Annotated in this window: 24 protein-coding genes; 13 read left to right on the forward strand and 11 right to left on the reverse strand. The window is 45.9% G+C overall.

From position 1 onward, the window contains the following. Positions 1-126: 126 nt before the first annotated feature. Complete coding sequence (locus KOD92_RS09445) at positions 127-279, forward strand: hypothetical protein (RefSeq protein WP_166444435.1); 153 nt, start codon at positions 127-129, stop codon at positions 277-279. Between the two features lie 35 nt (positions 280-314). Here the strand turns inward: KOD92_RS09445 and KOD92_RS09450 are convergent, their stop codons facing one another. Beyond that, positions 315-689: a hypothetical protein gene (locus tag KOD92_RS09450; protein WP_215233290.1), complete on the reverse strand. Its 375-nt coding sequence runs from the start codon at positions 687-689 to the stop codon at positions 315-317. Between the two features lie 59 nt (positions 690-748). On the opposite strand from KOD92_RS09450, the gene KOD92_RS09455 reads away from it, so the two are divergent. Further along, on the forward strand, positions 749-1,525 hold the full coding sequence (locus KOD92_RS09455) for a class I SAM-dependent methyltransferase (protein WP_215233291.1): 777 nt from the start codon (positions 749-751) through the stop codon (positions 1,523-1,525). 11 nt (positions 1,526-1,536) lie between these two features. Here KOD92_RS09455 and KOD92_RS09460 read toward each other — a convergent pair whose 3' ends face one another. The 5 genes from KOD92_RS09460 to KOD92_RS09480 all read right to left on the reverse strand — a co-directional run bounded on the left by KOD92_RS09460 (position 1,537) and on the right by KOD92_RS09480 (position 9,287). Next, entirely contained in the window at positions 1,537-2,547 is a 1,011-nt protein-coding gene (locus KOD92_RS09460) for a glycosyltransferase (protein ID WP_215233292.1), read from the reverse strand. Positions 2,548-2,567: 20 nt separating this feature from the next. Continuing rightward, positions 2,568-3,866: a glutamate-1-semialdehyde 2,1-aminomutase gene (gene hemL / locus KOD92_RS09465; protein ID WP_215233293.1), complete on the reverse strand. Its 1,299-nt coding sequence runs from the start codon at positions 3,864-3,866 to the stop codon at positions 2,568-2,570. Positions 3,867-3,881: 15 nt separating this feature from the next. After that, positions 3,882-5,600, reverse strand: a complete 1,719-nt coding sequence (locus KOD92_RS09470) for an ABC transporter substrate-binding protein (protein ID WP_215233294.1) — start codon at positions 5,598-5,600, stop codon at positions 3,882-3,884. 120 nt (positions 5,601-5,720) lie between these two features. After that, positions 5,721-7,544, reverse strand: coding sequence for a membrane protein insertase YidC (gene yidC, locus KOD92_RS09475; RefSeq protein ID WP_215233295.1), 1,824 nt, complete (start codon positions 7,542-7,544; stop codon positions 5,721-5,723). A gap of 78 nt (positions 7,545-7,622) precedes the next feature. After that, positions 7,623-9,287 carry a CTP synthase gene (locus KOD92_RS09480; RefSeq protein ID WP_215233296.1) on the reverse strand — a complete coding sequence of 555 codons (1,665 nt, stop codon included), beginning with the start codon at positions 9,285-9,287 and terminating at the stop codon, positions 7,623-7,625. Between the two features lie 290 nt (positions 9,288-9,577). On the opposite strand from KOD92_RS09480, the gene KOD92_RS09485 reads away from it, so the two are divergent. Then, positions 9,578-10,471, forward strand: coding sequence for a PIG-L deacetylase family protein (locus tag KOD92_RS09485; protein WP_215233297.1), 894 nt, complete (start codon positions 9,578-9,580; stop codon positions 10,469-10,471). A 115-nt stretch (positions 10,472-10,586) separates the two neighbouring features. Here the strand turns inward: KOD92_RS09485 and nspC are convergent, their stop codons facing one another. Beyond that, positions 10,587-11,744 carry a carboxynorspermidine decarboxylase gene (gene nspC / locus KOD92_RS09490; RefSeq protein ID WP_215233298.1) on the reverse strand — a complete coding sequence of 386 codons (1,158 nt, stop codon included), beginning with the start codon at positions 11,742-11,744 and terminating at the stop codon, positions 10,587-10,589. Positions 11,745-11,866: 122 nt separating this feature from the next. On the opposite strand from nspC, the gene KOD92_RS09495 reads away from it, so the two are divergent. From KOD92_RS09495 to KOD92_RS09505, 3 genes are all read left to right on the forward strand, one after another. Continuing rightward, positions 11,867-12,454 (forward strand): 3'-5' exonuclease, encoded by a 588-nt coding sequence (locus tag KOD92_RS09495; RefSeq protein ID WP_215233299.1) that lies wholly within the window; start codon positions 11,867-11,869, stop codon positions 12,452-12,454. Beyond that, a complete protein-coding gene (locus tag KOD92_RS09500) occupies positions 12,451-13,332 on the forward strand; it encodes a bestrophin family protein (protein ID WP_215233300.1) in 882 nt (293 codons plus the stop codon). Before KOD92_RS09495 ends, KOD92_RS09500 begins: the two co-directional genes overlap by 4 nt. Positions 13,333-13,660: 328 nt before the next feature. Next, positions 13,661-14,080 (forward strand): hypothetical protein, encoded by a 420-nt coding sequence (locus KOD92_RS09505; RefSeq protein ID WP_215233301.1) that lies wholly within the window; start codon positions 13,661-13,663, stop codon positions 14,078-14,080. A gap of 145 nt (positions 14,081-14,225) precedes the next feature. Here the strand turns inward: KOD92_RS09505 and KOD92_RS09510 are convergent, their stop codons facing one another. The 3 genes from KOD92_RS09510 to KOD92_RS09520 all read right to left on the reverse strand — a co-directional run bounded on the left by KOD92_RS09510 (position 14,226) and on the right by KOD92_RS09520 (position 17,171). After that, positions 14,226-14,834: a DUF6134 family protein gene (locus tag KOD92_RS09510; RefSeq protein WP_215233302.1), complete on the reverse strand. Its 609-nt coding sequence runs from the start codon at positions 14,832-14,834 to the stop codon at positions 14,226-14,228. Positions 14,835-14,945: 111 nt separating this feature from the next. After that, positions 14,946-15,590: a hypothetical protein gene (locus KOD92_RS09515; protein WP_215233303.1), complete on the reverse strand. Its 645-nt coding sequence runs from the start codon at positions 15,588-15,590 to the stop codon at positions 14,946-14,948. 75 nt (positions 15,591-15,665) lie between these two features. Then, positions 15,666-17,171 carry a serine hydrolase domain-containing protein gene (locus KOD92_RS09520; RefSeq protein ID WP_215233304.1) on the reverse strand — a complete coding sequence of 502 codons (1,506 nt, stop codon included), beginning with the start codon at positions 17,169-17,171 and terminating at the stop codon, positions 15,666-15,668. Between the two features lie 304 nt (positions 17,172-17,475). Here KOD92_RS09520 and KOD92_RS09525 point away from each other — a divergent pair, with 304 nt between their 5' ends. Both KOD92_RS09525 and KOD92_RS09530 read left to right on the forward strand, forming a co-directional pair. Further along, a complete protein-coding gene (locus KOD92_RS09525; protein WP_215233305.1) occupies positions 17,476-18,639 on the forward strand; it encodes an MFS transporter in 1,164 nt (387 codons plus the stop codon). A 73-nt stretch (positions 18,640-18,712) separates the two neighbouring features. Beyond that, positions 18,713-19,720, forward strand: coding sequence for an alpha/beta fold hydrolase (locus KOD92_RS09530; RefSeq protein WP_215233306.1), 1,008 nt, complete (start codon positions 18,713-18,715; stop codon positions 19,718-19,720). Positions 19,721-19,748: 28 nt separating this feature from the next. On the opposite strand, the gene KOD92_RS09535 is transcribed toward KOD92_RS09530, so the two are convergent. Beyond that, entirely contained in the window at positions 19,749-20,669 is a 921-nt protein-coding gene (locus tag KOD92_RS09535) for a sugar phosphate isomerase/epimerase family protein (RefSeq protein WP_215233307.1), read from the reverse strand. Positions 20,670-20,861: 192 nt separating this feature from the next. On the opposite strand from KOD92_RS09535, the gene KOD92_RS09540 reads away from it, so the two are divergent. From KOD92_RS09540 to KOD92_RS09560, 5 genes are all read left to right on the forward strand, one after another. Further along, a complete protein-coding gene (locus KOD92_RS09540) occupies positions 20,862-21,539 on the forward strand; it encodes a hypothetical protein (protein ID WP_215233308.1) in 678 nt (225 codons plus the stop codon). A 17-nt stretch (positions 21,540-21,556) separates the two neighbouring features. Beyond that, positions 21,557-22,570: a hypothetical protein gene (locus KOD92_RS09545; protein ID WP_215233309.1), complete on the forward strand. Its 1,014-nt coding sequence runs from the start codon at positions 21,557-21,559 to the stop codon at positions 22,568-22,570. Between the two features lie 49 nt (positions 22,571-22,619). Continuing rightward, positions 22,620-23,642, forward strand: a complete 1,023-nt coding sequence (locus KOD92_RS09550; RefSeq protein WP_215233310.1) for an acetate and sugar kinases/Hsc70/actin family protein — start codon at positions 22,620-22,622, stop codon at positions 23,640-23,642. Between the two features lie 147 nt (positions 23,643-23,789). Further along, entirely contained in the window at positions 23,790-24,290 is a 501-nt protein-coding gene (locus KOD92_RS09555; protein ID WP_215233311.1) for a hypothetical protein, read from the forward strand. After that, the gene (locus tag KOD92_RS09560) at positions 24,272-24,979 is read left to right on the forward strand and encodes a hypothetical protein (protein ID WP_215233312.1); all 708 of its coding nucleotides are present in this window, start codon (positions 24,272-24,274) and stop codon (positions 24,977-24,979) included. The genes KOD92_RS09555 and KOD92_RS09560 overlap by 19 nt, the downstream gene beginning before the upstream one ends. Positions 24,980-25,005 lie beyond the last annotated feature (26 nt).

The raw sequence follows: 25,005 nt of genomic DNA on the forward strand, positions 1-25,005 counted from the left end.
AATGCGCCTTATTCAGCTGGCTGAGGGGCAAAGTTAGCCAGCTTATGCAATAATTGTGATTATGGACTGCATTATTTCATATAAAATGATTAATTTTGCGGCTCTTTCACAAAACAATATTTTACAATGGGAGTTACGGAATTGAAACGTAAAGGACGCAGAAACAAAGCGGTAGCAAACAACCGCACTGCCAAGATCAAAGATCTTTTACGTAAACCAGAGGTTCGCAATGTCGATGTGGAGGCTATAAAGGCGCAGTTTGAAGCTAACAAAAAATAAATTGGCCTCTCCGAAAAATTATTCAACTAGTCCTGTCAATCTGCTTTGATAGGGCTTTTTGCTTTTTTAGCCGATTTCGATTTGCCCGAAGATTTGGTATTGACCTTGCGAACAAGCTGACGCATACTCCGGCGCGTTTCGCGGCGAACGTGAAGTAATATCCTAAAACGGATCGCCTCGCCAAACATGATCAGTCCGCCGTTGATAAGCGCCAGACTGTACAGACCCAGCACCACCCACACCTGAGTAGGCTCTCCAATGCGCCGCTCGTGGGCCGCCTGGCTGAGTACGGCAAGACCAAAACTGAACAGCAACAGGCCGCATGGAGCAAGGATCATCCACTTGGTGCGTGTTGACATCTGCTTTATCAGCCTCTTACCCGGCGGTTTTGGATCAATCGAAGGAATCATTCGTAGGTTTTTTCAATACTTATAATCCTAAAATTATTAATTTTTAGTTAATTGACTTAATGAAATCGATCATTAGTTTAGTCTTAAGATATATACCGCGTCCTTATCTGCAACTGGTCGGACACTGGGCAGCGCGGTTTTTGAGCATATTTTACATTGGTAACAAAGTGCAGTGCCCTGTTTGCGAAAGCAAATACAGAAAATTTCTCCCTTACGGACGCAATACTTCGAGCCGCGAAAACGCATTATGCCCGGGCTGTCTTTCACTGGAACGCCACCGGTTAATGGGATTGTATCTAAAACAAAAAACCAACTTCTTCACTGCCGATCTGAAAGTGCTGCACGTAGCGCCGGAATACTGCTTCATCGACCGTTTTGAGAAGATGAAAAACCTCGATTACATTACCGCCGACATTGAATCGCCACTTGCAAAGGTGAAAATGGATATTCACCAGATCCCGTTTCCAGCGAACACATTCGACGTCGCTTTCTGTAACCACGTCATGGAGCACGTGGATGATTATATATTGGCCATGAGCGAGTTACACCGCGTTTTGAAGCCGGGAGGCTGGGCATTGATCCAATCCCCGCAAGACCTGAAATATGCAACCACCTACGAAGACGTAACTATCACAGATCCCAAAGAAAGAGAAAAGCATTTCCTTCAAAATGACCACTTGCGGCTATTCGGAAGAGACTATGGAAGAGAGTTGGAAAAAGGCGGATTCACCGTGAAAGAAGACCGTTTTGTGATGGACGAATTGACAAAAGCAGAAGTGAAACGCTACGCTTTGCCCGAAGAAGAGATCGTCTATTTCTGCCAGAAACTGGCTTAACGAACCGAAATTCAGGAAGGATATTCGATAGCGGCCCCGGTTTCGCGGTGTGATTTTTTCTCCCAGATCCGTTTCCAGCCTTCCTGTAAAAAACCGGTACCATATCCAAAAAGCTGCACAAAAGCAGCCGCAACAGCCAGAAAAGCCACATTAAGTTGTTTGGTTTTCACCAGCGCGTCGCCGAATAAGACTAGAATATAGAGTACCAGAAAGCCGGCTCCCAGGTAGAAGAAAGGTTTAAATACAAAAAACCAGACTGGAATGCTGCAAACCGCAAGCGTGAAAAGCAGTGGGAATGCGTGAACCAGTTTCAGTTCGTCGGGATAAAAGCGGGCGATATTGATACGTGCGCGGCCGAAGAATTTCAGCTGGCGGAAAAACGGTAAAAACTTGGTCCTTCGCTTGTGGTAAATGAATGCTTCTGGGATCAACGCCGACTTGAATCCCAGCCTGATCGCGGCGATACTGAACAGGATATCCTCCCCCATTCTGCTCGTCAGAAACCCGCCCGTTTTTTCCCAAACCTGTCTTGAAAGCCCCATATTGAAGCTTCTGGGATGGAATGTACCGCCCATATTGTTCTTCTTTCCCCTGATCCCGCCGGTTGTAAACAGGGAAGTCATCGAGTAACTGATCGCTTTCTGGATCGGTGTGAATGAAGGGTGATCGGTGTCGGGGCCGCCGTAAAGATCGACGTAAGCAGCGTTTAATTTTTGGTCAACAATAGCGAGATAATCCGGCTCGACGAGCGCGTCAGAGTCCAGCAGGATAAAATAATCGCCGGAAGCTCGCTCAAATCCGTGGTTTCTTGCAAAACCCTGACCGCCATTTTCTTTAAAGAAATACTTGATATCGAGCCGCTCCGCGAACGTCGCAACTACATGATCAGCTTTTACTTTTGACCCGTCCTCCACAACTACAACCTCGAAATGCTGCAAAGTTTGGCGGGCAAGGCATTCCAATAATTCCTGCAACTCGTCGGGACGATTGTAAACAGGAATTATGAAGGAATAGAAGCGCATTTTGTCGAATTGAATGGTTGTTAATGAAGGTTTAATACCTCTTTTAAGGACTCTTCATTTGCCTGGATGACCATATCCAAATGCTTGTCTGTAAGCGCAGTAGACAGGAACATACTTTCAAATTGCGAAGGTCCCAGGTAAATGCCTTTATTGAGCATTGCGTGGAAATATTTACCAAAAAGAACCAGATCCGAAGATTTCGCAGAAGGAAAATCCGTTACCTGCTGATTGGTAAAAAATAAGGTATACATCGAACCGATTTGATTCAATGTGTAGTTCAGGCTCAGTTTCTGTAAAGACGCTTTGAAACCGTCCGCCAGCCTTTTACCCGATTCTTCCAATTGTGTGTACACTCCCGGATGGTCGTTCAAATAGTTCAGCATTGTCAAGCCCGCCGCCGTCGCGATCGGATTACCGGAAAGCGTGCCTGCCTGGTAAACGGGTCCCGCCGGAGATACCCAGTTCATAATATCGGCGCGACCGCCGTAAGCGCCAACAGGCATTCCGCCGCCTATAATTTTCCCAAGTGTAGTCAGGTCGGGCTTAATGCCGAACCTTTCCTGCGCGCCGCCTTTCGCGAGACGAAAACCGGTCATTACTTCATCCAAAATCAATACAATACCTTCCTCATCACAAATCTTGCGCAGTCCTTCAAGAAATCCTTCAGCCGGTAAAACGCAGCCCATATTTCCTACGACAGGTTCCAGGATCAATGCGGCAACTTTATTTTTATTGGAATCAATCAACTGTCTTACCGCATCCAGATCGTTGAAAGGCGCGGTCAGTGTATCATTTGCGACGCCTTTGGTCACACCCGGACTATCCGGCGTACCAAAAGTAGCAGCCCCGCTTCCGGCAGCGATCAGAAAACTGTCGCCGTGGCCATGGTAGCAGCCTTCGAACTTGATGATCTTATCCCTTCCTGTAAAACCACGAGCTACACGAATCGCTGACATGGTGGCCTCGGTACCTGAATTAACCATCCTTACCTTCTCAATCGAAGGTACCATTTCCACGATCAGCTCAGCCACTTCCACCTCACGCCGCGTAGGCGCGCCAAATGAAAAAGAATGCTGTATCGCGTCGGAAACCGCCTTTTGAATCAGTTCGTGCGCGTGTCCGAGGATCATCGGCCCCCAGGAATTGATCAGTTCTATATATTCATTTCCGTCCTCATCGTAAACATAAGGTCCTTTTGCGGATTTGATAAAAATCGGGGTGCCTCCTACTGCCCGGAATGCTCTCACCGGAGAATTTACGCCGCCGGGAATGAATTGCTGCGCCTTTTCAAAAAGTGCCTGACTGGTTGAAGTATTCATTATAGAATCGTTGAATTATCTGTCGACGGGAACCCACTTGGACCCGTTGTATTTTAAAATGGGTGTAATCTGATTTTCGTTAGACTTCGTGTAATCGAAGCCTGCAAGCAGGTATTCGCTGTCACCGTGACGCTTCGCCTGAATTCCCGACGCCAGCTTATCCTTGTGCTGATTGAGCATTCTTGCAAAAAACGTGAGTTGGTCGTAGCCCAGGTAAGAATATACCGATGGAAATGTGCTGGTTTTGTTCCAGTAGTTCCGCTGAAACTGACGGATACTTTCCTTTTCACGGTCCACATAATCCGGATCTATTAAAGCTAATCTGGAACCGTATCGTGAGATCCTGGACTGTTGTGGATTAAAGCTTGTAGAAGTCGCCACTACCGGGGTTACCGTCAATTTTCGGTTATTCAACACTTCCAGTAAGTTCGGCCCCGACGATCCGTCGGAAGAAAACAAAGCGATATGTGCTGGTTTTGCTGTTTCGAAGGAAGGAATGTTATTTTCCAGCCACTCGCGGTCCGGTTGGATCTTCACCATCGCCGTAACCCGCCCGCCTTTGCTCTTCCACTCATTCGAATAGGAAGCTGCCATGGCGGAGTCTTTTGAGGTATTTCCGTAATAAATAATGGAAGAAAGTCCAGGCGACTGCGTTTTCATATATTGTGCAGCCTGCTGCGTCTGGTAATTGATCGACGGGTGTCCGAGGTAAATATTCGAAGCAGATTTTAATAAGCTAGCGTCGGTAGAAAGCGGATTCAGCATCAATGTGCCGCTTTGCGAAACATAGTTGGCAGTCACGTCAAATGTGTTCGCATAAAGCGGCCCGATCACAATATCCGATTGCTGAAAATTCTTGTTACTTACAATATCTTCCATCGGCCCGGCTTCATTATTAACATCGTAAGCCCACAAATTCACCTGAATTCCCTCAGTAGCCAGTTGCTCTTTCGCCATCGTAAGCCCAAGATAATAATCGTAGGCAAACTGGTTCGATCTGCGTCTGGTACTGTTAAATTCATCCAGGCGGAATGGAAGCAATACCGCTACATCCAGGTATCCTTTTGTCCATTGTCCCTCACTTCTGGGCGCGCTGCGTTTCGGAGTTTCCGCCGCTACTGCCGCTACTTTTTCTTTATTGCTAAATTTAAATTGCTTTTGAAGCGACGCAGCGTACGATTTGTCAACCTGGGAGGCAGTCGGGGCTTTTTCGATGAATTGAATCAGGATCAATGCAAGATCGCGGTCGGTCGGATATTGTTTTTGCAGACTAACCAGCGTAGGCAGATCGCCCACAGTTGCCAGGTGATGCTGTTTCAAACCCTGTACGTCCTTCGCAAAAGAGCTGTCCTTGATTTTCAGTAAACTCTCCAAACCTTCATTGATCTGCCCGGATTCCAGCCCGATCGCGCCTAAAAGGTAATATACATCATTGATCCTGTTCCAGCCCGGGTAGCTGCTCTGCAATTGAACAAGCATTTGCCGGCTTTCACGGTACCGTTTCTGCTGGTAAGCCGATAATGCATAATAGTATTGTGCGTAGGGAGTATAAGATGCCTTAACAGTCGATTTGGCGATCGGCGCCAGCTTTTGCATGGCGACCGCGTATTTACCCTGCTTATAATCGTTGACGGCAGACCTGTAAATACCCTCGTTCTGCGGGTTTACCTGCGCTAAGGTTGATTGTGGGGAGCTGAAAAAGGCCGCCAAAATCAATAAAATGAAAAGTCTCATCAGAGTTAGTGGTCAGGTTGTGTTGAGAGCGAACAAGTTAGGAAACTTGTATGAAGAGAAAAAAACAGGCAACATTCCCTTTTGGAAATATTGCCCATATATTACGATTCAAAAAAGCTTTTATTTCTTTTTAGCGCGTTTCTCTAGTTCGGCCTGCTTTTTCTTCGCTTCGTCCGCAGCTTGAAGAGACTTCTCAAGATACTTCTGGAATTTAGTCTGTTTCTTCTCTCCATTCGCGTTTTTGCGTCTGTTTTCGTCCAGGATCGCGCGGATCTTGTCTTCATTTACAAAACGTTTGATCAGCAGCTGCTGCGCGATGGTAACGATGTTGGAAACGAAGTAGTAGAATGTCAAACCAGCCGGGAAAGAGTTCAATACGAACATGAACATCAGCGGCATAATGTAACCTAACACCTTCATATTCACCGGGCCTGGCTGCGTCGGCGTGATCTGGTTATTGTAATAAGCATAACCAATACTCGAAGCCGTCATCAGCACTGTGAAAAGACTGATGTGATTACCTACTCCAAAAGGAACTGTGAATGGAAGTCTTATAAATGAATCGTAAGTCGAAAGATCGGGTGCCCAAAGGAACGATTGCTGCCTCAACTCAATCAAATTCGGAAAAAGGAAGAAGAGCGAGAACAGGATCGGCATCGTCGCTAGCACAGGAATACAGCCACTCAGCGGACTTACCCCTACCTGCTGGTAAAGCTTCATCTGGTCCTGCTGCTGCTTCGCCATATCGTCCGGGTTCTGGTTTCTGATCTGCTCCAGTTCCGGTGCGAGCAGCTTCATTTTCGCCATACTGATGTACGATTTGTAGGTCAGCGGCGTAAGCAGTGTTTTTACAAATAATACCAGCAGAATGATCAGCAAGCCATAATTGCTCACAAATTTTTCAAGGAAATTAAATAGAGGAACCAGGAAAAATTTGTTGATCGGTTTCAGGAACGCATATCCCAGATACACATTCTGATCAAAATTCTCAGCCTGAACCTTGTCTACAAGGTGATAATCGTTCGGCCCAAGGAAAAACTGAAAATTAGCCTCTCCTTTTTGAATAGCAGCCATTGGAATACCCGCAGTGACACCCATCGTTTTCACGATCACAGAATCATTCGGATTCACATCCGCAGAAAGTGCTACGTTATTAAAAGGATGTTTTTCGGAAATAAGTCCGGCAAGAAAGTACTTGTGTTTGATTGTAAACCATTTTACCGGGTCAGCTGTCTTGTCGGCTTCCGGTGAAGTTGCGCTGGTCGGCAGGCTTAGGAGTTCGTCCGTGTAGTAGTTGATAGTCACCACTTCCCGGTTCTTCGCCATATCATTTTCAAGCTGCAACAGGTCATTTTTCCAATTGATGATCGCCGACTTATCGCCCAGCGCTGCTCCGTTGGATTTAATGCTGTAATCGATCACATAACCAGAACCGTGTACTACATAAGTTTGCTCTACAAACTGGTTGTTTTTCAGATTGGTACGGTAAGTAATCACTGCCGAATCTTTCGCACTCAGCTGCTGATCTTTCGAATCTGTTGAAAAATAAGCATTTGTCAGCCTTACATCGCCGGTTTGTGTAGGGAAATCAATCTGAAACTTATTATGGTTTTCAGCGATCAGATAAAGCGGCTTCTGGTCGTAGGTTTTATATTTTTTCAGCAATACCTCCTTTAATACACCGCCTTTATTAGTAAAAACAACACGGGTATCCTGCGTTTCAATAACCAGGTCCTGCGGGGTTACGCGGGCAACGGTATCACTGATTTGGGATGCAATGTCACTGGAATCTGTCGCTGCCGATAGAGTAGCTGTCGCTTTGGGGGTATTTGTTGTAGTTGTTTGCTCCACAGGCGTTGGTTCCACAGGCTTTGGAATCAGGATCTGGTAGCCAATCAGCATTAGCATGATAAGTACTAAGCCGATGATAAAATTTTTATCCATTATTTACTTAAATTGTTAAAAGACACGTCCCTAAGGGACGGCAAAGGTAATAAGATTTTCCTTTAAAGGATTTTCCGACTAGTTCATCGACGGATTTAGCGTTTCCACAGACCTTCTTTGAAGCGAGTAAGCAAGCGCCGCCTTCACAAAGTGAACAAAAAGCGGATGCGGGTTCATAACTGTACTTTTCAACTCAGGGTGGAATTGTACGCCTATGTAAAATGGGTGGCTTGGAAGCTCTACCATTTCAACCAGATCGTTTTCGGGATTAATTCCCGTCGCCATCAGTCCGTTGCCTTCAAAATCTTTCAGGTATTTGCTATTGAACTCATACCGGTGACGGTGGCGCTCGCTGATATTGGTTTTGCCATAAATGCGGGAAGCCAGCGTGTCTTTCTTAATGCGGCAGGAATATGCTCCCAAACGCATTGTTCCCCCTTTATTGGAAATATCTTTCTGATCTTCCATTAAGTGGATCACCGGGTGGTCCGTGGTGTTATCCATTTCTACCGAATGCGCACCTTCCCAGCCGATCACATTGCGGGCGTATTCAATCACTGCCATTTGCATGCCCAGACAGATCCCGAAGAATGGAATGTTATTTTCCCGAACAAACTGGATCGCAGCGATTTTACCCTCAATACCTCTTTCACCAAACCCTGGTGCAACTAATACTCCGTCCAGATTTTCCAGTTTCTCCGCGATATTATCCGCAGTCAGACTTTCAGAGTGGATCCACTCGATATGTACTTTGCATTCATTCGTCGCACCAGCGTGGATAAACGATTCCACAATCGACTTGTACGCATCGTGAAGCTCGACATATTTACCAACCAACCCAATCCGAACCGAATCGACCGGATTTTTCAGTCTTGACAAAAACGTTTTCCATGAATCCAGGTCTACGTCCTTATCATTATAAATGTCCAGCATATAAAGCGCACGCTGATCCAGCCGCTCTTTGAGCATTAATAGTGGAACCGCATAAATGGTATCCGCATCCATCGCCTCGATCACCGAATTCACCTGCACGTTACAGAACAATGCGATTTTCTTACGGATATCGTAAGGAAGCGGATGTTCGCTGCGGCAGACGAGAATGTCCGGCTGAATACCCGATTCCTGCAACATTCTCACCGAGTGCTGGGTAGGTTTCGTTTTCAGCTCGCCGGCCGAATTTAGATATGGAATGAGGGTAAGATGGATCACCAGCGTGTCGTGCTCGTTCATTTCGAACTTTACCTGACGCACTGCTTCCAGGAATGGAAGTGACTCAATATCTCCGACGCAGCCACCAATCTCGGTAATTACGATATCGTAATCGCCGGTTTGGCCGAGCAGCATCATATTGCGTTTGAGCTCGTCGGTAATGTGCGGAACAACCTGAACAGTTTTACCAAGGAAATCGCCACGGCGCTCGGCTGTGATGACATTGTGATAAATTCGTCCGGTCGTGACATTATTGGCCTGGGAAGTACGAACGTTCAGAAAACGCTCATAATGGCCCAGATCGAGGTCAGTTTCGGCACCATCGTCCGTTACGTAACACTCACCGTGTTCGTAGGGATTCATAGTTCCGGGATCAATATTGAGATAAGGATCGAACTTTTGGATCGTAACTGAGAGCCCGCGGGCTTGCAGTAATTTTGCTAATGAAGAGGCAATTATTCCTTTGCCTAAAGAAGATGTAACACCGCCCGTAACGAAAATGTACTTCGCGGTCTTTTGTGCTTTAGCAGCCATAAGACGTTGCTGTTTTTCTATGATTACGGGATACAAAGATACACGATTACGGGAAGAATCTTAGTGGAGGTGGTTAATTAGTTGGACGGCAAGGACTAATCGTTTGTCAGTCTGATGAGTTACGAAATATAAATATTTTACTTCGACATGCGGATAGATGACCGGAGGCGCACTCCGGTTTATAATTTTTTCAAAACAGACTTCAAAATGAATCTTTATAAACTAAATTGAAATATTTCCGGATCCGCATTTCCGGCCGTTTTCCTCAAACCTTTCACCAATTTATTTAAATGAAAAAAAAATTATTGCTCGCTGCCCTGCTCCTTGCGGGTCCCTTCACATTCGCGCAAAATGCGGCTGACAGTAAAACGCCGCTCAACATCATCGTCTTCGGCGCCCACCCTGACGACTGCGACCTCGGGGCAGGAGGTATTGCTTCCATTTACTCTTCTATGGGTCACAAAGTCAAATTCGTTTCGCTCACGAATGGAGACGCGGGGCACCAGGATATTGGCGGCGGCGAGCTCGCGAGAAGGCGGCTGGCCGAAACGAAAGAGGTTGCGAAGCGCCTGGGCATTTCTTACGACGTACTGGACAACCACGACGGGAAGCTGATGCCGACGATCGAAAACAGACTAGCCGTGATACGCAAGATCCGCGAATGGAATGCTGACGTAGTTATTGCGCCGCGCACGAACGATTATCACCCTGATCACCGCAATACGGGTGTAGTTGTTCAGGATGCAGCTTATTTGGTAATCGTGCCAAATATCCTTAGCAGTGTGCCTCCATTAACCAAGAACCCGGTTTTCCTCTATTTCCGTGACCGTTTTCAACGACCAAATCCATTCCGCCCAGATATTGCTATTGACATCACCAATATTCTTGCTAAAAAGGTGGACGGACTCGATGCGCATGTTTCCCAATTTTACGAGTGGCTGCCGTGGACAAACCAGGATCTTGCTAATGTTCCGAAAGATGTAGTCGAGCGAAAAAAATGGTTGCTTAATGCGATGGAAAAACGGTCGGCGGTGAACCCTGAAATTAAAGTTTCACTCGAAAAATGGTACGGCGCACAGAAGGCAAAAGACATTAAATATGTCGAAGTCTTTGAGATTTGCGAGTATGGTAAACAGCCGGACGAAGCCGAAATTAAACGCCTGTTTCCAATGCTCCCGAGATAGGCAATTTCAAAAAGACGCACCATAAAAAGTCCCGTTTCAAAAAATCGAAATTGCATGATTTTTTGAAACGGGACTTTACATTTTCACTCGAATATCTATCAAAACAGGAGGTTTACTACGATAGCCTATCCTTGAAACTCTCATAACCGAAACTCCGCACTAGCTTAAAATTGCCATTTGAATTCCAAAAACCAATGGAAGGTAAGTTAACACCGTTAAATGTGGTGGTTTTGACCATAGTGTAGTGGATCATGTCCTCAAATATGATTTTATCTCCAATAGCCAGCGGTGCATCGAATGAATAATCTCCCATGAAGTCTCCTGCCAGACAGGTCATTCCGCCCATTCGATAGGTAGGTTTACCTGCCACCGGCTCCTGGTGCGCGCCGATAATTGCGGGCTGGTAGGGCATTTCTAAAGTGTCCGGCATGTGGGCTGCGAATGACGTATCCAGTATTGCAACATCTATACCCTGACTGTCCATTACATCCAATACGGTAGTCACCAAAACGCCGGTCCGCCAGGCTATTGCAGAGCCAGGTTCCAGGATCACTTCGAGGTTATATTTAGCTCTGATATTACTAACTAACTTGATTAGCTTCTCAATATCATATCCTTTTCTGGTCATCAAATGTCCGCCACCCATATTCAACCACTTGGCTTGATGCAGCAAATCACCAAATTTCTCCTCCAAAGCGGCCAGCGTGCGCTCCAACGTGTCGGATCCGTTCTCGCATAATGTATGAAAGTGAATTCCATCAACTCCCTCAGGCAAAATATCGGGCAGCTTATCTCGCGTCACGCCCAGCCGTGAGCCTGGTACACATGGATTATACATTTCGGTAGCTACTTCGGAATATTGCGGATTTACGCGTATCCCGCAGGATAATGAATGGTCAGGGTTTTCACTTTTAAATGCCTCTACCCTATCTTTAAACCGCTCCCACTGGCTCAGTGAGTTGAATGTAATGTGGCTGCTGCGTTCCAGGATTTCGGAAAATTCACTGTCCAGGTACGCTGGCATGTACGTATGCGACTGTACACCCATGAAATCGTTGATCAGCTTTACCTCGTTCAGCGAACTTGCCGTAGCGCCGCTCAGATATTCCTTTACGATCGGAAATGCGCTGTACATCGAAAATCCTTTGAGTGCGAGAATGATCTTGCAACCCGCCGCTTTCTGCACAGAATCGATCAGTTCAAGGTTTTTTCGCAGCAACTCTTCTTCGAGGACAAAGCACGGCGAAGGTATTTGTTGATAATCTATTGGCATTTTGTAAATGAATGAGGTATCGAAACCGGTAAAATGTAATGTTTACATAATTTTGTACGCAAATTAACAGGTTTGAGTTTCCGCGACCGCAATCAATTTAATATTAAGCTCTCCTCAATACTATGTCTTTTCTCGTACTTGATATTGAAATGACCGGCCCTGAGCCCGGTTGGAACGAAATCATCCAGATCGGAGCCGAGTTCTTCGATGACAACTGGAACGCCCGCGGGACTTACCTTCAAAATGTATATCCTGAAAATGAGGAGGCTTTTTCGGTAAAATCAGAGGAGGTACACGGACTCTCCCTCTCCGATCTTGCTGATGCCCCGATGATTTATGATGTGCTGCCGGAATTTGAAAAGTGGATCAAGAAAATGAATGCGGGTAAGCCGGGACTATCCAATGTGATCATTTGCGGGCAAAGCGTGATCAACGATATCAACTTCCTGAGGTTTGCGTACAGGAACGAAAAAATGAAATGGTCGTTCTCTAACAAAATGTTGGACCTCCACACTGTCTCCTACCTTTTCTTTCAGATCATGGAAAAAAATGGGAAAACCGTCCCGCGCTCGCTGAGCCTGGGTTCGGTGGCAGGATATTTTGGTTTTGAACGGGAAGAAGATACCCACAATGCCCTGGAAGATGCGCGGCTCACGGCCAAATGCTTTAAAGAATTTTTCAAACTCATCGACCGAGTTAAGTTTATATGATCGATTACAATCCCAAGGAGTGGTTTCGCTATATCTTCTATTTCCAAAAAGCGGATACTGTTCGCAAGCTGACTCCGCTGATTTTGACGATTGGTGTTTATTCAGCCATCGTCGCCTATCTCCTCCTGATCCATTTCAGACTCGGCGAGAATAATGATCTGAAAAATATCTCGCTGATGCATTCCCTGCTCGGCTTCGTGATTTCCATGTTACTGGTTTTCCGGACCAATACCGCCTACGATCGGTGGTGGGAAGGGCGAAAAAAGTGGGGTTCTTTATTGAATGATAGTCGGAACCTTGCATTGAAATTGAATGGTCTGCTCGACAGGCAAATGAAAGATGAAAGGGCGTTTTTCGAAAAAATGATCACGAACTATGCTTTTTCATTAAAAAACCACCTGCGAAATCAGTTCATTATCGAGGAGTTTGAAGACACTGCTTTTTTTATAAGATCCGACCTCAAAACGGACGAGCATATTCCCAATCAGATTGCCTCAGCGATGTTTCATAAGGTGATCGAATTACAGCGGGCGGGTATCATATTGCCGGAGCATACGATATTACTGAATACGCAGCTCGAATCTTTCACCGATATCTGCGGCGCCTGCGAGCGGATCAGGAATACGCCCATTCCACTGTCTTACAGTTCTTTTATTAAAAAATTCATTTTCACTTACTGCCTAACCCTGCCGATCGGCTACGCATTTAGTCTTCATTTTCTTGTTATTCCTTTCGTGATGTTCGTCTTTTACATTCTTGCGAGTTTGGAAGTGATAGCCGAGGAGATTGAAGATCCTTTCGGCGTAGATAGCAATGACCTGCCGATCGAGCGCATTTGTAATAGTGTCAAAACTTCCGCAAAGGCACTGCTCTCGTGACAGATTTCCACAAAGCTGTCAGTAACTTATTAGAAGTTTGTTAGAAACTTGTTAAAATTTAACTTTTTTTAAAAAAAACTGAAACGCGCGATTAACACCAGTTTTTCTCCAATTTCAATTTTTATCTTAAATCAAAGGTTTGATCAAAACGAGCTTTTTAAAAATTTTCAATAATCCGGTAAAATCCGACGATTTTTGAACTCAAGATTTTGAAATACTGCATTTTTGATACTATTAGAGGCATTTACAAACATCATTAAACGGTACTATATTAGAAGTATCTCTTAAAACGAGGTATTAATAGTTACCCTTTAAATGTATTTGTAAAATGAAAAAATATAAATTAATAATCGCTGTCTTGGCTGCGACCGCCATATTTACAGTCGAATCCAATGCCCAATCTATCGTTGATCCGGGCGTTTCGGTTCACAATTACAAACATCCCAACAAGGCAGCTCAGGCCAAGACCAAGCAACCCAAAGTACAGGTTGCAACAATCAACACGGTTGAGCGAAACGGTAAATTTCAACGTGGCAAATACATGAGCACCACGCCCAAGTACGCGCCAAGACCCGCGACGCTGGTGGTAGTCAGGGATTACAAAGTGGAGGGAATTGAGATTAACCCGCTGTTGTCCCCACGTAACTACAAAACGCCAAATTTGAATACGGAAAATAATCGCAACGCCGATCAGATGGCGGATTACGTGGACCAATCAAAAGACTCAGTGTATCCGACGACGGATTAGCCGCAATATCCGGACTCGAGAGCCGGTCCCTTGGGACCGGCATTTACTAGAAACCTATTTCTTAACCCATAAAAAATCCAGCCGGATACCCAGCTGGATTTTTTGTGCTTATTAGTTTCTGAGAATATGATCGGCTCTTCTAAGACTATAATCTCTTCTCATTCAGGACAATGCGCAACTTAAAGCCTGCAAGATCCGTTTTTACTTCCTGACAAAGCCCGTTTTTATAGGAATAAATTCCCTGTTTCCCGTCGGGCAGCGATACGCCGTATTTTCCGTCAGACAGCTTTTTAACGCTGCACATTTTGCCATAACGCTCTGAATAAACTTCACTCACGTTAACAGGCTCTTTATAGTAAAGTCCGGTGATCGTGCTGCTGATCGGCGAGTTGAACACCATTTTAGGTTTATCCTCTGCATCTTCTCCCGAAAACATAATCTCATAGAGCGATTTGGTGCTACTTTTGGTGAGCGTTTTCTCTTTCAGATCGCCATTCACATGGTGCGAACAAGTAGCGGAAACCAGCTTACCCTGCACGTAATCGGTCTGCGTCGCATATTTACCTTTGTAGAACATCACCTTGAAATCAGATTCGATCCGGTGCGTTTCCTTGTTATCAATTCCCTTATCATCAAAAACCTTCAAAGAGCCGATCGTTCTTCCTGCCACGATCACATCATAGACATTCTGCGCCTTTGCTGACAATCCTGAAAGGAACAAAATCCCGAAAACCGTAATACTCAAAACTTTCATCCCTCTGTGGTTTAGACCTGAAATTGCATGCAACTTGTATATAACTGTATAAATTTTGTTCCTATTGCTTGCCGATGAATAAATCAGGTCAACCGGATCTTGTCTATCACATTAAAAGAAACCGAATTTCAGGGTCAGGTTATAGGAGATATTGCTGAGATCTTTGTCACTCAGCCCATTTCCCTTTGCATTAAAAGTCTGCCTGTACGATACACCCGGGCTGAAACGCATCCATTTCAAAAGGTTAAATTCCACTTGCACACCGGGTTCTATAACAAAGAAGAAGTTCGCGTTTTCATCGTCGTCATATTCGTCCCAATCATCAAAATCCCAGTCGTCGAACTCGCGTCGATCATATTGCAATGTAAATCCTGAGCCTGTGAGGAGGTTTACATTGAAATGTACCTTTTTGGTAGAAGCAACCACATATTCGGTCATTAAACCAAACTGGCCGTACATATAGGTCATTTTATTGCCAGGGTAAGTTTGGTTCACTAGCGGGACAGGAATGAAATTGGTTGTAGCTGCACCTTCCACTCCGATCATTAGCCGGCGATTTATAAACCAGCCACCATAAAGCTCCGACATATTCGCATAGCTCCCGTTGATCTTGGTAAACTTGCTCGATAATGCGGCATATCCCCCCGATTTGCGGATTCCCGTATTTCGAAAGATCGTCTCATTTGCCTGCGCCTGCGCAACATTCATTGCCGCGGCAGATAGCAGAAGTGTAAATAGTAGTAGTCGCTTTTTCATAATTGCTGGATGTTTTCTTACCAGACAATCGAAAAAAACGTCCCCCCTATTCCTTTTTTAAATTTTCATTTGATTTTATTCCTTTAATGAAAAGTCGAGGTACTGGATCAGCGCCGGATTTTCGGGAGTAAGCGTAAAATATACTTCAATATCCCCTTTCTCTCCTTTCAGCAAAAATGTGCCCCTCAACTGATTTTCAGCGCGCATTTCGGAAGTTTCTTTGATTGCGCCTACTTTGGCGAGCAATACGTCCAGCGCTTTCTTACGATGCGGCAAAGAATGATCAGGAAAGAAATTTTCTGCAAAAATCCCGCTCTGTTCGGCATTTTTCCATTCAGGCAGAAGCTTTGTGATCTGGTCTTTTCGTTGTTTTAATATAGCCGAAACGGGCAATGGAAGCGGCTTCAAGCCAGCTAACTTAATAATCGTATCCAACACAGCGGTATTAACCGAGGACAACCCTGCATAAGTACGGTTGGCATGTGCAATGATCCCGACCCCGTATTGAGGCAAGATCTGCCACTGACTACCGAAGCCAGGTAAACCGCCCGTGTGCCCCACTCCCGTCCTTCCTTCACAATCCCGGCTCCACCGTAGCCCATAACCATAACCCGACGTGAGCGCGCAAGGCCGGCCGCTCGGATATTTATAGTCTGCTACCAAACCGCTGAAACTCCACGGCATTTGCATCTCACGCACATCGCTCCGGGAAACCGGGCCCTTTTCCGGGCCTGAGCTCGCAGGCCAGGCAGACAAATGAAACGCGACATATTTACTAAAATCCTCAATCGAAGTGATCAGCCCTCCTATTGCGCCGTAAGCGCCGTCGTGCAAAAGCTCTTCTTCCTTCCACACATCATCTTCATAACGGTATCCGTGCGCCAGCAGGTTTTTGGGAGATTTTGTGTATTCCCAAATCGTACTGTTCATGCCAAGCGGCTTAAATATCTTTTCATCAATATATTGCTGATAAGGTTTTCCCGAAACCACACTGATAATCCGGCCGAGCAAAGCGAATCCCAGATTGCTGTATTCATAAAAAATACCAGGCGCATTGGAAAATGAAATGCCGCTTTTGATAAGTGCTATCAGGTCTTCATCCTTATCATTCAGCTGCCGGTCGCCCCAGGGATTGTCTTCCGGAAACCCTGCCGCGTGTGTCAGTAAGTGCCTGATCGTGATCGGTGGCGAGTCGGTGGTGGTCGCAGGCATATCTTTCAGTTCGGGAATATAGAGATAGGCCGGGTCGTCGAGTTTCAGTTTACCTTCCTTCCGCAGCGCCAGTATCCCCATTGCCGTGACACTTTTGGACATAGAGGCAATGCGGAACAGTGATTTTTCAGATGCCTTCGTTTTAGTCGCGACCTCGGTGAATCCCTGGCCACCAGCCATTACAAGCTGCCCGTCCACTACTATACCAAATGCCAGCCCCGGCAAGTGATGTTTGGCAGCCTGATTTCGGTACAGTTGCTCGATCACAGGCAGAGTCGCCTTGATCCTCGCGATCCGGTCGGGTTGTGCCTGGATTTTTCCTGTCAGTACTAAAATGATAAATAAAGAGGTAAAAATGCACCTTTTCATAAGCCGCCGGAGAGTTTGGTAGAATGGCCAATTTAAGAAATCAGTAAGCGGACTGCAACAATTTAAAGGTAAATCACTAAATCTTTCTTTTGTACAACAGTTACTTTTTAATATTATTTAAATAATACCATCATACTGAATCTAAATTGTTGTATATACGTTAATTTTGCGGTGATTAAAAAGTATCGAATTGGTACAGTGCAATTTCAGACCATTTGCACACTCACAGAATACTTGAAATAATTATATAGCAGACAATTTAAAAGTACACAACTTCACACTCCGAAAAGAAAAAAAGCAAGTCATGAATTTATCAATTTTCGCCCCCTCCGATTCCAGAAAATACCTGCGCCTTGCGGTGGCAGCCTTTTTCTTTGTTCAGGGACTCAGTTTTGCAGCTTGGGCAAGCCGTATTCCTGATATCAAAAATATGCTACACCTGACAGAAGGTGGCCTGGGTACCGTATTGCTCGCATTACCGATCGGTTTAATGGCAAGTTTGCCCATTTCCGGCTGGATGGTAACACATTACGGAAGCCGCAAAATGGTATTGATCGGCGCTGTCCTATACGCGACGACACTCGCATTTATTGGTTTCGTAAGTCGCACGGAGCAGCTGGTTATCGTTTTATTTGCATTCGGATTATGGGGTAACCTTACCAATATTGCAATTAATACGCAGGCAGTTGCAGTGGAGCAGCTTTGGGGGAAATCTATTATGGCATCCTTCCACGGACTTTGGAGCCTTGCCGGATTCGTGAGCGCGATGATCGGCTCGCTGTTTATCTCGGTAAATATCCCCCCGCACATTCATTTCATTTTCATTGCGATCGCTGCATTTGCGATCATCTTAATGGCGTACAAACACACGATGCCAGAAAGTGACAAAAACGATGGGCAGGCTCAGCCGCTATTTGTAAAACCAGACCGCGACCTGCTTACTTTGGGACTCATTGGATTTTGTGCGATGGTATGCGAAGGCGCGATGTTCGACTGGAGCGGCGTATATTTCCAGGAGGCAGTGCACGTGCCGGCTTCCATGACCACATTGGGTTATGTAGCGTTTATGGGCACAATGACCGGCGGCCGTTTTGCCGGAGACTGGCTCGCCAACAAACTTGGAAGAAGGAAGATGTTGCAGATCAGCGGTATCTTAATGGGTACAGGGTTGGCTATTTCGGTGCTTTTCCCTTTCCTCGTTCCAGCTACTTTCGGTTTCCTGTTGGTTGGTTTTGGAGTTTCATCCGTGGTTCCATTAGTGTATAGCGCAGCCGGAAAATCTACAACCATGTCGCCCGGAATGGCGCTTGCGGCGGTCTCTTCAATTAGTTTCATCGGCTTCCTGATCGGCCCTCCGCTGATCGGTATCGTTGCGCAATTCGCGGATCTTCGCTGGTCCTTTGCGATCGTTGGTGTGCTGGCTTCCATGACAGCCTATTTGTCGACCAAAGCGAAACTGATCAGCTGAGTTCGTTTGGTATAAGATTTGAGTGAGAGGGATACCGGCACCGGTATCCCTTTTTTCATTTTAATATACTCCAATGAAAATCAAATCCCTGCTTTTCGTCGCTACCCTGGCCCTATTCAGCGAGGCTGCAACTGCCCAGAAAGACACGCTTCGGAGTCTTGATATGAACCTTGAAAACTATGAATATCCTTTTCCGGTATCCTTCATTGAATTCGATTCGCAGGCCGAGAAACTAAAAATGGCATATATGGTTGTCAAGCCTTCGAAAAGCAATGGCAAAACCATCATGCTGCTGCACGGGAAAAATTTCAACGGAGCTTACTGGGAGCAGACAGCGAAAGCACTATCGGAGAAAGGTTATCAGGTTATCATTCCTGATCAGATTGGTTTCGGAAAATCAACCAAACCGCTGCATTTCCAATACTCTTTCCAGGAACTTGCGGCTGGCACGAAACGGATTTTGGATAAGCTGAATGTGAATAAAACGATCGTTTTGGGCCACTCAATGGGTGGAATGGTGGCCACCAGGTTTACATTAATGTACCCGGAACTGGTCGAAAAGCTGGTACTCGAAAACCCGCTCGGACTGGAAGATTACAAGGTGAAAGTGCCTTATCAATCCATTGACAAATGGTATATGAGCGAATTGAAAAGTGATTTTAACAGCATCAAAAACTACCAGCTGAACAGTTACTACGACGGAAAATGGAAAGATAGTTATGACAAATGGGTAAATCTGCTTGCTGGCTGGACGCTGAACAAGGATTATCCGCGTATCGCCTGGAATTCGGCGCTCACTTATGATATGATCTATTCCCAGCCGGTTTGCTACGAGCTCAACCAGATCAAGGTGCCTACGCTGCTGATCATCGGTCAGCGCGACCGTAGTGCAGTTGGCAAAAACCTGGCCTCTGAGGATGTCAGAAAGACACTGGGAAATTATCCTGCACTGGGCCGGCAGACGAAAGCTTTGATAAACAAAAGTGAGCTGGCCGAATTAAACGACATCGGCCACTCACCTCATATTGAAAACTTCGACAGGTTTATTCAACCTCTGATGAAGTTCATTGACAAACCTTAATCTCAGGCAAACCTATTATGAATGTAAATCAGCCAAAGAATTGTCTCACGTAATTTCGGCTGGTCAAAATTGCACTTTGTACATCCTTGATACTGCCTTCGTAAGCTTTGTCCTCGACTTCGATCACAACCGGCCCGCGGTAACGAACGTCAGTTAGTGCAGCGAAAAATGCTCTCCAATTTACATCACCAAGTCCCGGCAGTTTGGGAGAATGATATTCAAGCGGGTTTGCCATGATACCAACACGATCTAATTTATTTTTGTAAACTTTCGCATCCTTCAAATGTACATGATGCAATCGTGATTTATAATTGTAAATCGGATAAGTTTCATCCATCATCTGCCAGATCATGTGCGACGGATCGTAGTTGAGTCCCAACGTCGGGCTGGGAATGATCTCGAACATTCTATCCCACACCGCCGGACTGATCGCGAGGTTTTTCCCGCCCGGCCATTCGTCATCGGTAAAGAACATCGGACAGTTCTCGATTGCGATTTTGATATTATTCTCTTCTGCCACCTTCACAATGGCTGGCCAAACGTCCGCAAAGCGGGCCAGGTTATCCTTGATACTTTTTGACGGATCGCGGCCGATGAAAGTAGTAACCACAGGTATGTCGAGCTTCGCAGCTCCCCTGATCACTTCCTTTATGTGTTCAATAAAGTATTCGGAACGGTTTGGGTCCGGATCCAGGGGATTGGGATAGTAACCGAGTGCGGAGATAAAAACGTTTGCTTCCTTTAATGTATGTCTGATTTGCGACACCCTGGCTGGCGTGAGGTCCAGCACATTGATGTGTGTCACGCCCGCGTACCGCCTGCTGTCCGCATTGTCGCTCGGCCAGCACATCATTTCGACGCAGGAAAACCCGTGATTTGAAGCAAACTGAACTACATGTTCGAATCCGAAATCGGCTAAAATCGCGCTATTAAAACCTAATTGGAGCATAATACAGAGTTTTTGGGGTAAACTTCAGTAAAAAAGCAGCCCGGTTCAAGATTTACATCACAATCCCATCCAAAAATTCCGAGGCTTCATCAATTCAGGGCACCACTGGTAACTATCCCCACACCTTAAATCCTTTTCTTTTTAGTAATATTGACCTGGTAAAACCAATGAATTCTAACACTTTATACACTTATGGCAGACTCTGAACCGGGTATCGGAAAGAAAATACTCAGCTTTTTTATCAAAGAGAGCGAAGAACCAGCTAAAACTGCTGCGGTCACTAAACCTGCGGTTGGCCAGCCGGAGCCACAACCGGCGCCGACAGTGTCTAATGTAGCCGGGACGATGCAGATCGACAGAAAATTTGTCGATCACTTTGTGAGCCTTCTTGAAAAGGCCAATCTACCCGGACCTGATTATTTCGAATACAAGCAGGCACTCCAAAGCATGGAAGGGCTTGGGCTGGGAGAAGAAAAGCAATTCCAGGCGGCCTGGGCGAGTTTTAAGGCAATGGGCGGCCCGAAAGACCCGGCCATTTTGAAGTCTTCCGCAGACCAGTACCTGAATATCCTTGACAAAGACCGGTCTTCGTTTTTGAAAGATGTAGAAAAAGCGATCAAAGACAGAGTCGGTGCATTGCAGGAGGAACAGAAAAAGTTGGAAGAGTCAAATACCGCCATTTCACAGCAGATCCTCGATTTACAAAAGAAAATAGAGGAAAACAGAAACAGGCTTGGACAGATTTCCGGAGAGGTAACCGAGCAAAGCGCGAAAATCAATGCGAACAAAGACAGTTTTGAGGCAACTCACCTGAGCTTTGTTGAACAAATTAAATCCGACTTGAATAAAATAAACCAATATCTCAAATAACCTGACTTATTATACAAATGGCAACACCAGATTTCTCACAGATAGGCGGATCGCAGGAAGACATTTCCAAGCGGTCGTACTGGAGTAAGCCGGAGGGCATTGCTTCGCTCCTTTTCCTTGGCGGACTCGGTGCCGCTGCATTATACTATTGGAACAAGATCGCCGGTTTCCTGATAGAAGTGACGCAAAACACTTTGTATCTCGGCTTTTTGCTGGCGGTTTTGGCGCTCGTTATATTCCTTTTTACCAGCAGGGATGTACGTACAGCCGTATTTTTTCTTTTCAAAACATTAATGCGTAAGATAACGGGACTTGTTATCAAGCTCGATCCTATTGCCATTATGAAGATCTATATCGACGATCTGAAAGAGAAAAGAGAGAAAATGCAGGGCCAGATCAATACGCTGGCGGGTCAGCTTGTGAAGCTGAACAAGAATATCAATCAGAATAATGAGCAGATCAAACAGAAATTCGCGGAGGCCAACAAAGCCAGTACCATGCTTGACAGGCCGGGAATGAAGGAAACTGCTTCACTGGCAACCATCGAAGGCGCCGGATTGCAGGAAATGAATGAGAAACTTTTCCCCTTGCAGCGTAATATGAAGACGGTGCTGGAATTCATGGAAAAAGTGAACAAAAGCGCTGATTACATTATCAAGGAAACCGAGATCAAGGTTAAACTGAAAGAGGCTGAGTACCGAATTGTAAAGGAAAGCTCTAATGCATTGCGTACGGCAGTGAGCATTTTCAAAGGTAACCCTGACAAGAAGTTCTATTTCGACGAGTCGATGGAATATATCCAGGATGATATGAGCCAGAAACTGGGTGAAATGAAACGCGCGATGGATTTGTCGCTTGACTTTATCAATGGCGTGGACGTTCAAAACGGGTTGCTTTCCGACAAAGGTCAGGCGATGCTGGAAGCTTACAACTCCGGCCAGTTCAAATTCATCCAGCTTGACGCGCAACCTCAGACAACCCGACCTCTGGAAGCGCCCAAGGATTCCAGCTATAAAGGACTTTTAGACTAAACTATTTTCGTTCACTTATTTAACATCGTTCAATTTACCGCACAAAACAATGAAAAGACTTACTGTCGCAGGCCGCCTGATTATCACGGCACTTATTATAGGAGCATTATTTGTAGGGTATAAATACTTTGGAGGCGAAAAAGCGCTGAACCAAATGGCCGAAGACCGGGCGCAGAACCCTGAAACCGAGGCATCCAACGCAAGTGAAACGGAGGCGACACCTTCGGAAAGTACACCTGAGAATTCGGAAGCTACGACTTCTGACAACTCTGCATTCACTTATACCCCGCCAGCCCCGGTCGATGGGAAATTGAAAGGAGTTGTAGAACTCGGTGCTAGCGGTTTCAACTCATTTATTATCAAAGTAGACGATCAAAAACGCTGGGCGCTTGAAAAGTCGGAGTTTGGGAACAGCCTTGTGACCGAGAATATGGCCACCGACGAGGATATTCGCATTGGTCTAAAAAAGTATATCGGTGGCATGCTCGATTTTGGGGTTAGCAGCAAGGATATTCACTTTGTAGTAAGTTCAGGAGCTGCGAAGGCTGATGTTACACCAAAGATTACCAGGGTTTTGAAGTCGATCGGATACGTGGTGAACCAGGTTACAGCCGAGCAGGAAGGTCAGCTTGCATTGAGGTCGGTTTTACCGGCTGAATATGCGAACAAGGCTTTTGTAGTGGATATTGGTTCTGGAAATACAAAAATGTCGTGGATGGAAGGTACCAAAGTGTCGGCCCTGGAATCTTACGGCGCAAAGTACTATCAGGAAGGCTCAGACGATTCGAAAGTATATGAAGAAGTATCGTCGAAAGCCAAGCAAGTCCCGGCCGACAAACGTAAAACGTGCTTCATCATCGGAGGCGTACCGTTCGAAATGGCTAAGGAAGTACGGAAAGGCAAAGAGCGCTTCACAACGCTGAGCGAGCCACTAGCCTATTCAAAACTAACAAACGCCAAATCCAAAGCCGGCGTCAACATCTACAAAGCAGTAAAAGACGCCACCGGCTGCGATCAGTTCGTATTCGACTGGGACGCGAATTTCACGATCGGGTTTTTATTGGGGTTGTAAGGGGGAGGAAAGGGAGGAGGGAAGAAAGGGAGGAAGTGTTTTTCTTCATTCTCCCTTCCTCCTTCCTCCTTCCTCCTTCCTCCTTCCTCCTTCCTCCTTCCTCCTTCCTCCCTTTCCTCCCCTTCCTCCCTCTCCTCCCCAAAAAAAATGACACTATCACAACTATTCGCCTACATTTCCGCTAATCCCTGGCCGGCGGCTATTTACTTTTGTATACTTCCTGTTCTTGCGTGGGGTATTGGAGAGGTTGCGCATGGAAGTCGGGATGTTAAATTGTGGAGTTACATTTATGCAGTACTTGTTTATGCGACTTGCATTCCTGGAATCTTTGCAATTACATTAAATATCTATTTGTTCCTCTTCGAAAGGCAGAGCATCTGGCAGGCGAATATCATTTTGCAATTTCTTCCTGTCATTTCACTTGCTCTGACGCTGATGCTTATCAAAAGCAAGATACCTTTCTCACTAATTCCCGGTTTTGGCAAGATTTCCGGTTTCCTGACTCTCATTACCGCATTGATCGGGGTGATGTGGTTTATGGACAGAATCAACTTAGTAGCATGGACTTACGTCCCATTCTCTGTCATATTAATAGGCTTCGTACTCACTTTGCTTGCTATTAGATTTGCATGGAGCAAACTGTTTTGAAATCCGGTACATATATTCAAATCTCCGTGGGCGACGAGCAGAGGCTGGAAGCGCGGGAATTGGTCGAATATTCTTTGCGTCACCATCACGTGTCAAATATCTGGGACGGTAAGCCGGGCGCCGGTGCGCCGGGCGCCGGTGCGCCGGGCGCCGGAACGTCCGCTACTTTGGCGAGCACGAGAATGCTGCGATTTACGGGAACCCTAGGCGAGATCGTCTTCGCCGATTGCTACCACCTTCCCAGACCCACCAGATCTTTCGGCGCAACCGACGGACAGGATTGGGGACAAGATTTTTTGATCCGATCTGAAAGTGAGAATTTTTCCGTCGATATCAAATCCATGAAACGCAAGTCGGGCACATTGGCTGGCGATTATGTTTTGAATATTCCCGCCTCTCAGTTGCACAAAAAGGGATCTAAGACCACGCATTACTTTTGCATTTCCTTCCACCAATCCGACACGGACGGAACAATCGCCTCCTTACTAGGCTTTATCGACAAATATGCGCTTGAAAGTGGCTCAATCGGACAATTGTACAAGTCGGGCACGAGGCGAACCAGAACAGACGGGAGCACATTCACTTTCCATGAAAGCACTTACGAAATCGATTTCAAGGACATTGCGCCGCCGGTACTGACAGATTCACTCAGAAAGCTGGCTGGCTTTCGCATTTGCGAGCTGAAATGACTATTTTAGCGGCAGTTGCAGGTGGT

The organism is Dyadobacter linearis (assembly GCF_907165045.1).
Classification (GTDB): Bacteria; Bacteroidota; Bacteroidia; order Cytophagales; family Spirosomataceae; genus Dyadobacter; species Dyadobacter linearis.

Bases quoted from the DNA above. Each gene is read 5' to 3' on its own strand.
- KOD92_RS09445 (WP_166444435.1), top strand. From the start codon at position 127: ATGGGAGTTACGGAATTGAAACGTAAAGGACGCAGAAACAAAGCGGTA.
- KOD92_RS09450 (WP_215233290.1), bottom strand. From the start codon at position 689: ATGATTCCTTCGATTGATCCAAAACCGCCGGGTAAGAGGCTGATAAAG.
- KOD92_RS09455 (WP_215233291.1), top strand. From the start codon at position 749: ATGAAATCGATCATTAGTTTAGTCTTAAGATATATACCGCGTCCTTAT.
- KOD92_RS09460 (WP_215233292.1), bottom strand. From the start codon at position 2,547: ATGCGCTTCTATTCCTTCATAATTCCTGTTTACAATCGTCCCGACGAG.
- hemL (WP_215233293.1), bottom strand. From the start codon at position 3,866: ATGAATACTTCAACCAGTCAGGCACTTTTTGAAAAGGCGCAGCAATTC.
- KOD92_RS09470 (WP_215233294.1), bottom strand. From the start codon at position 5,600: ATGAGACTTTTCATTTTATTGATTTTGGCGGCCTTTTTCAGCTCCCCA.
- yidC (WP_215233295.1), bottom strand. From the start codon at position 7,544: ATGGATAAAAATTTTATCATCGGCTTAGTACTTATCATGCTAATGCTG.
- KOD92_RS09480 (WP_215233296.1), bottom strand. From the start codon at position 9,287: ATGGCTGCTAAAGCACAAAAGACCGCGAAGTACATTTTCGTTACGGGC.
- KOD92_RS09485 (WP_215233297.1), top strand. From the start codon at position 9,578: ATGAAAAAAAAATTATTGCTCGCTGCCCTGCTCCTTGCGGGTCCCTTC.
- nspC (WP_215233298.1), bottom strand. From the start codon at position 11,744: ATGCCAATAGATTATCAACAAATACCTTCGCCGTGCTTTGTCCTCGAA.
- KOD92_RS09495 (WP_215233299.1), top strand. From the start codon at position 11,867: ATGTCTTTTCTCGTACTTGATATTGAAATGACCGGCCCTGAGCCCGGT.
- KOD92_RS09500 (WP_215233300.1), top strand. From the start codon at position 12,451: ATGATCGATTACAATCCCAAGGAGTGGTTTCGCTATATCTTCTATTTC.
- KOD92_RS09505 (WP_215233301.1), top strand. From the start codon at position 13,661: ATGAAAAAATATAAATTAATAATCGCTGTCTTGGCTGCGACCGCCATA.
- KOD92_RS09510 (WP_215233302.1), bottom strand. From the start codon at position 14,834: ATGAAAGTTTTGAGTATTACGGTTTTCGGGATTTTGTTCCTTTCAGGA.
- KOD92_RS09515 (WP_215233303.1), bottom strand. From the start codon at position 15,590: ATGAAAAAGCGACTACTACTATTTACACTTCTGCTATCTGCCGCGGCA.
- KOD92_RS09520 (WP_215233304.1), bottom strand. From the start codon at position 17,171: ATGAAAAGGTGCATTTTTACCTCTTTATTTATCATTTTAGTACTGACA.
- KOD92_RS09525 (WP_215233305.1), top strand. From the start codon at position 17,476: ATGAATTTATCAATTTTCGCCCCCTCCGATTCCAGAAAATACCTGCGC.
- KOD92_RS09530 (WP_215233306.1), top strand. From the start codon at position 18,713: ATGAAAATCAAATCCCTGCTTTTCGTCGCTACCCTGGCCCTATTCAGC.
- KOD92_RS09535 (WP_215233307.1), bottom strand. From the start codon at position 20,669: ATGCTCCAATTAGGTTTTAATAGCGCGATTTTAGCCGATTTCGGATTC.
- KOD92_RS09540 (WP_215233308.1), top strand. From the start codon at position 20,862: ATGGCAGACTCTGAACCGGGTATCGGAAAGAAAATACTCAGCTTTTTT.
- KOD92_RS09545 (WP_215233309.1), top strand. From the start codon at position 21,557: ATGGCAACACCAGATTTCTCACAGATAGGCGGATCGCAGGAAGACATT.
- KOD92_RS09550 (WP_215233310.1), top strand. From the start codon at position 22,620: ATGAAAAGACTTACTGTCGCAGGCCGCCTGATTATCACGGCACTTATT.
- KOD92_RS09555 (WP_215233311.1), top strand. From the start codon at position 23,790: ATGACACTATCACAACTATTCGCCTACATTTCCGCTAATCCCTGGCCG.
- KOD92_RS09560 (WP_215233312.1), top strand. From the start codon at position 24,272: ATGGAGCAAACTGTTTTGAAATCCGGTACATATATTCAAATCTCCGTG.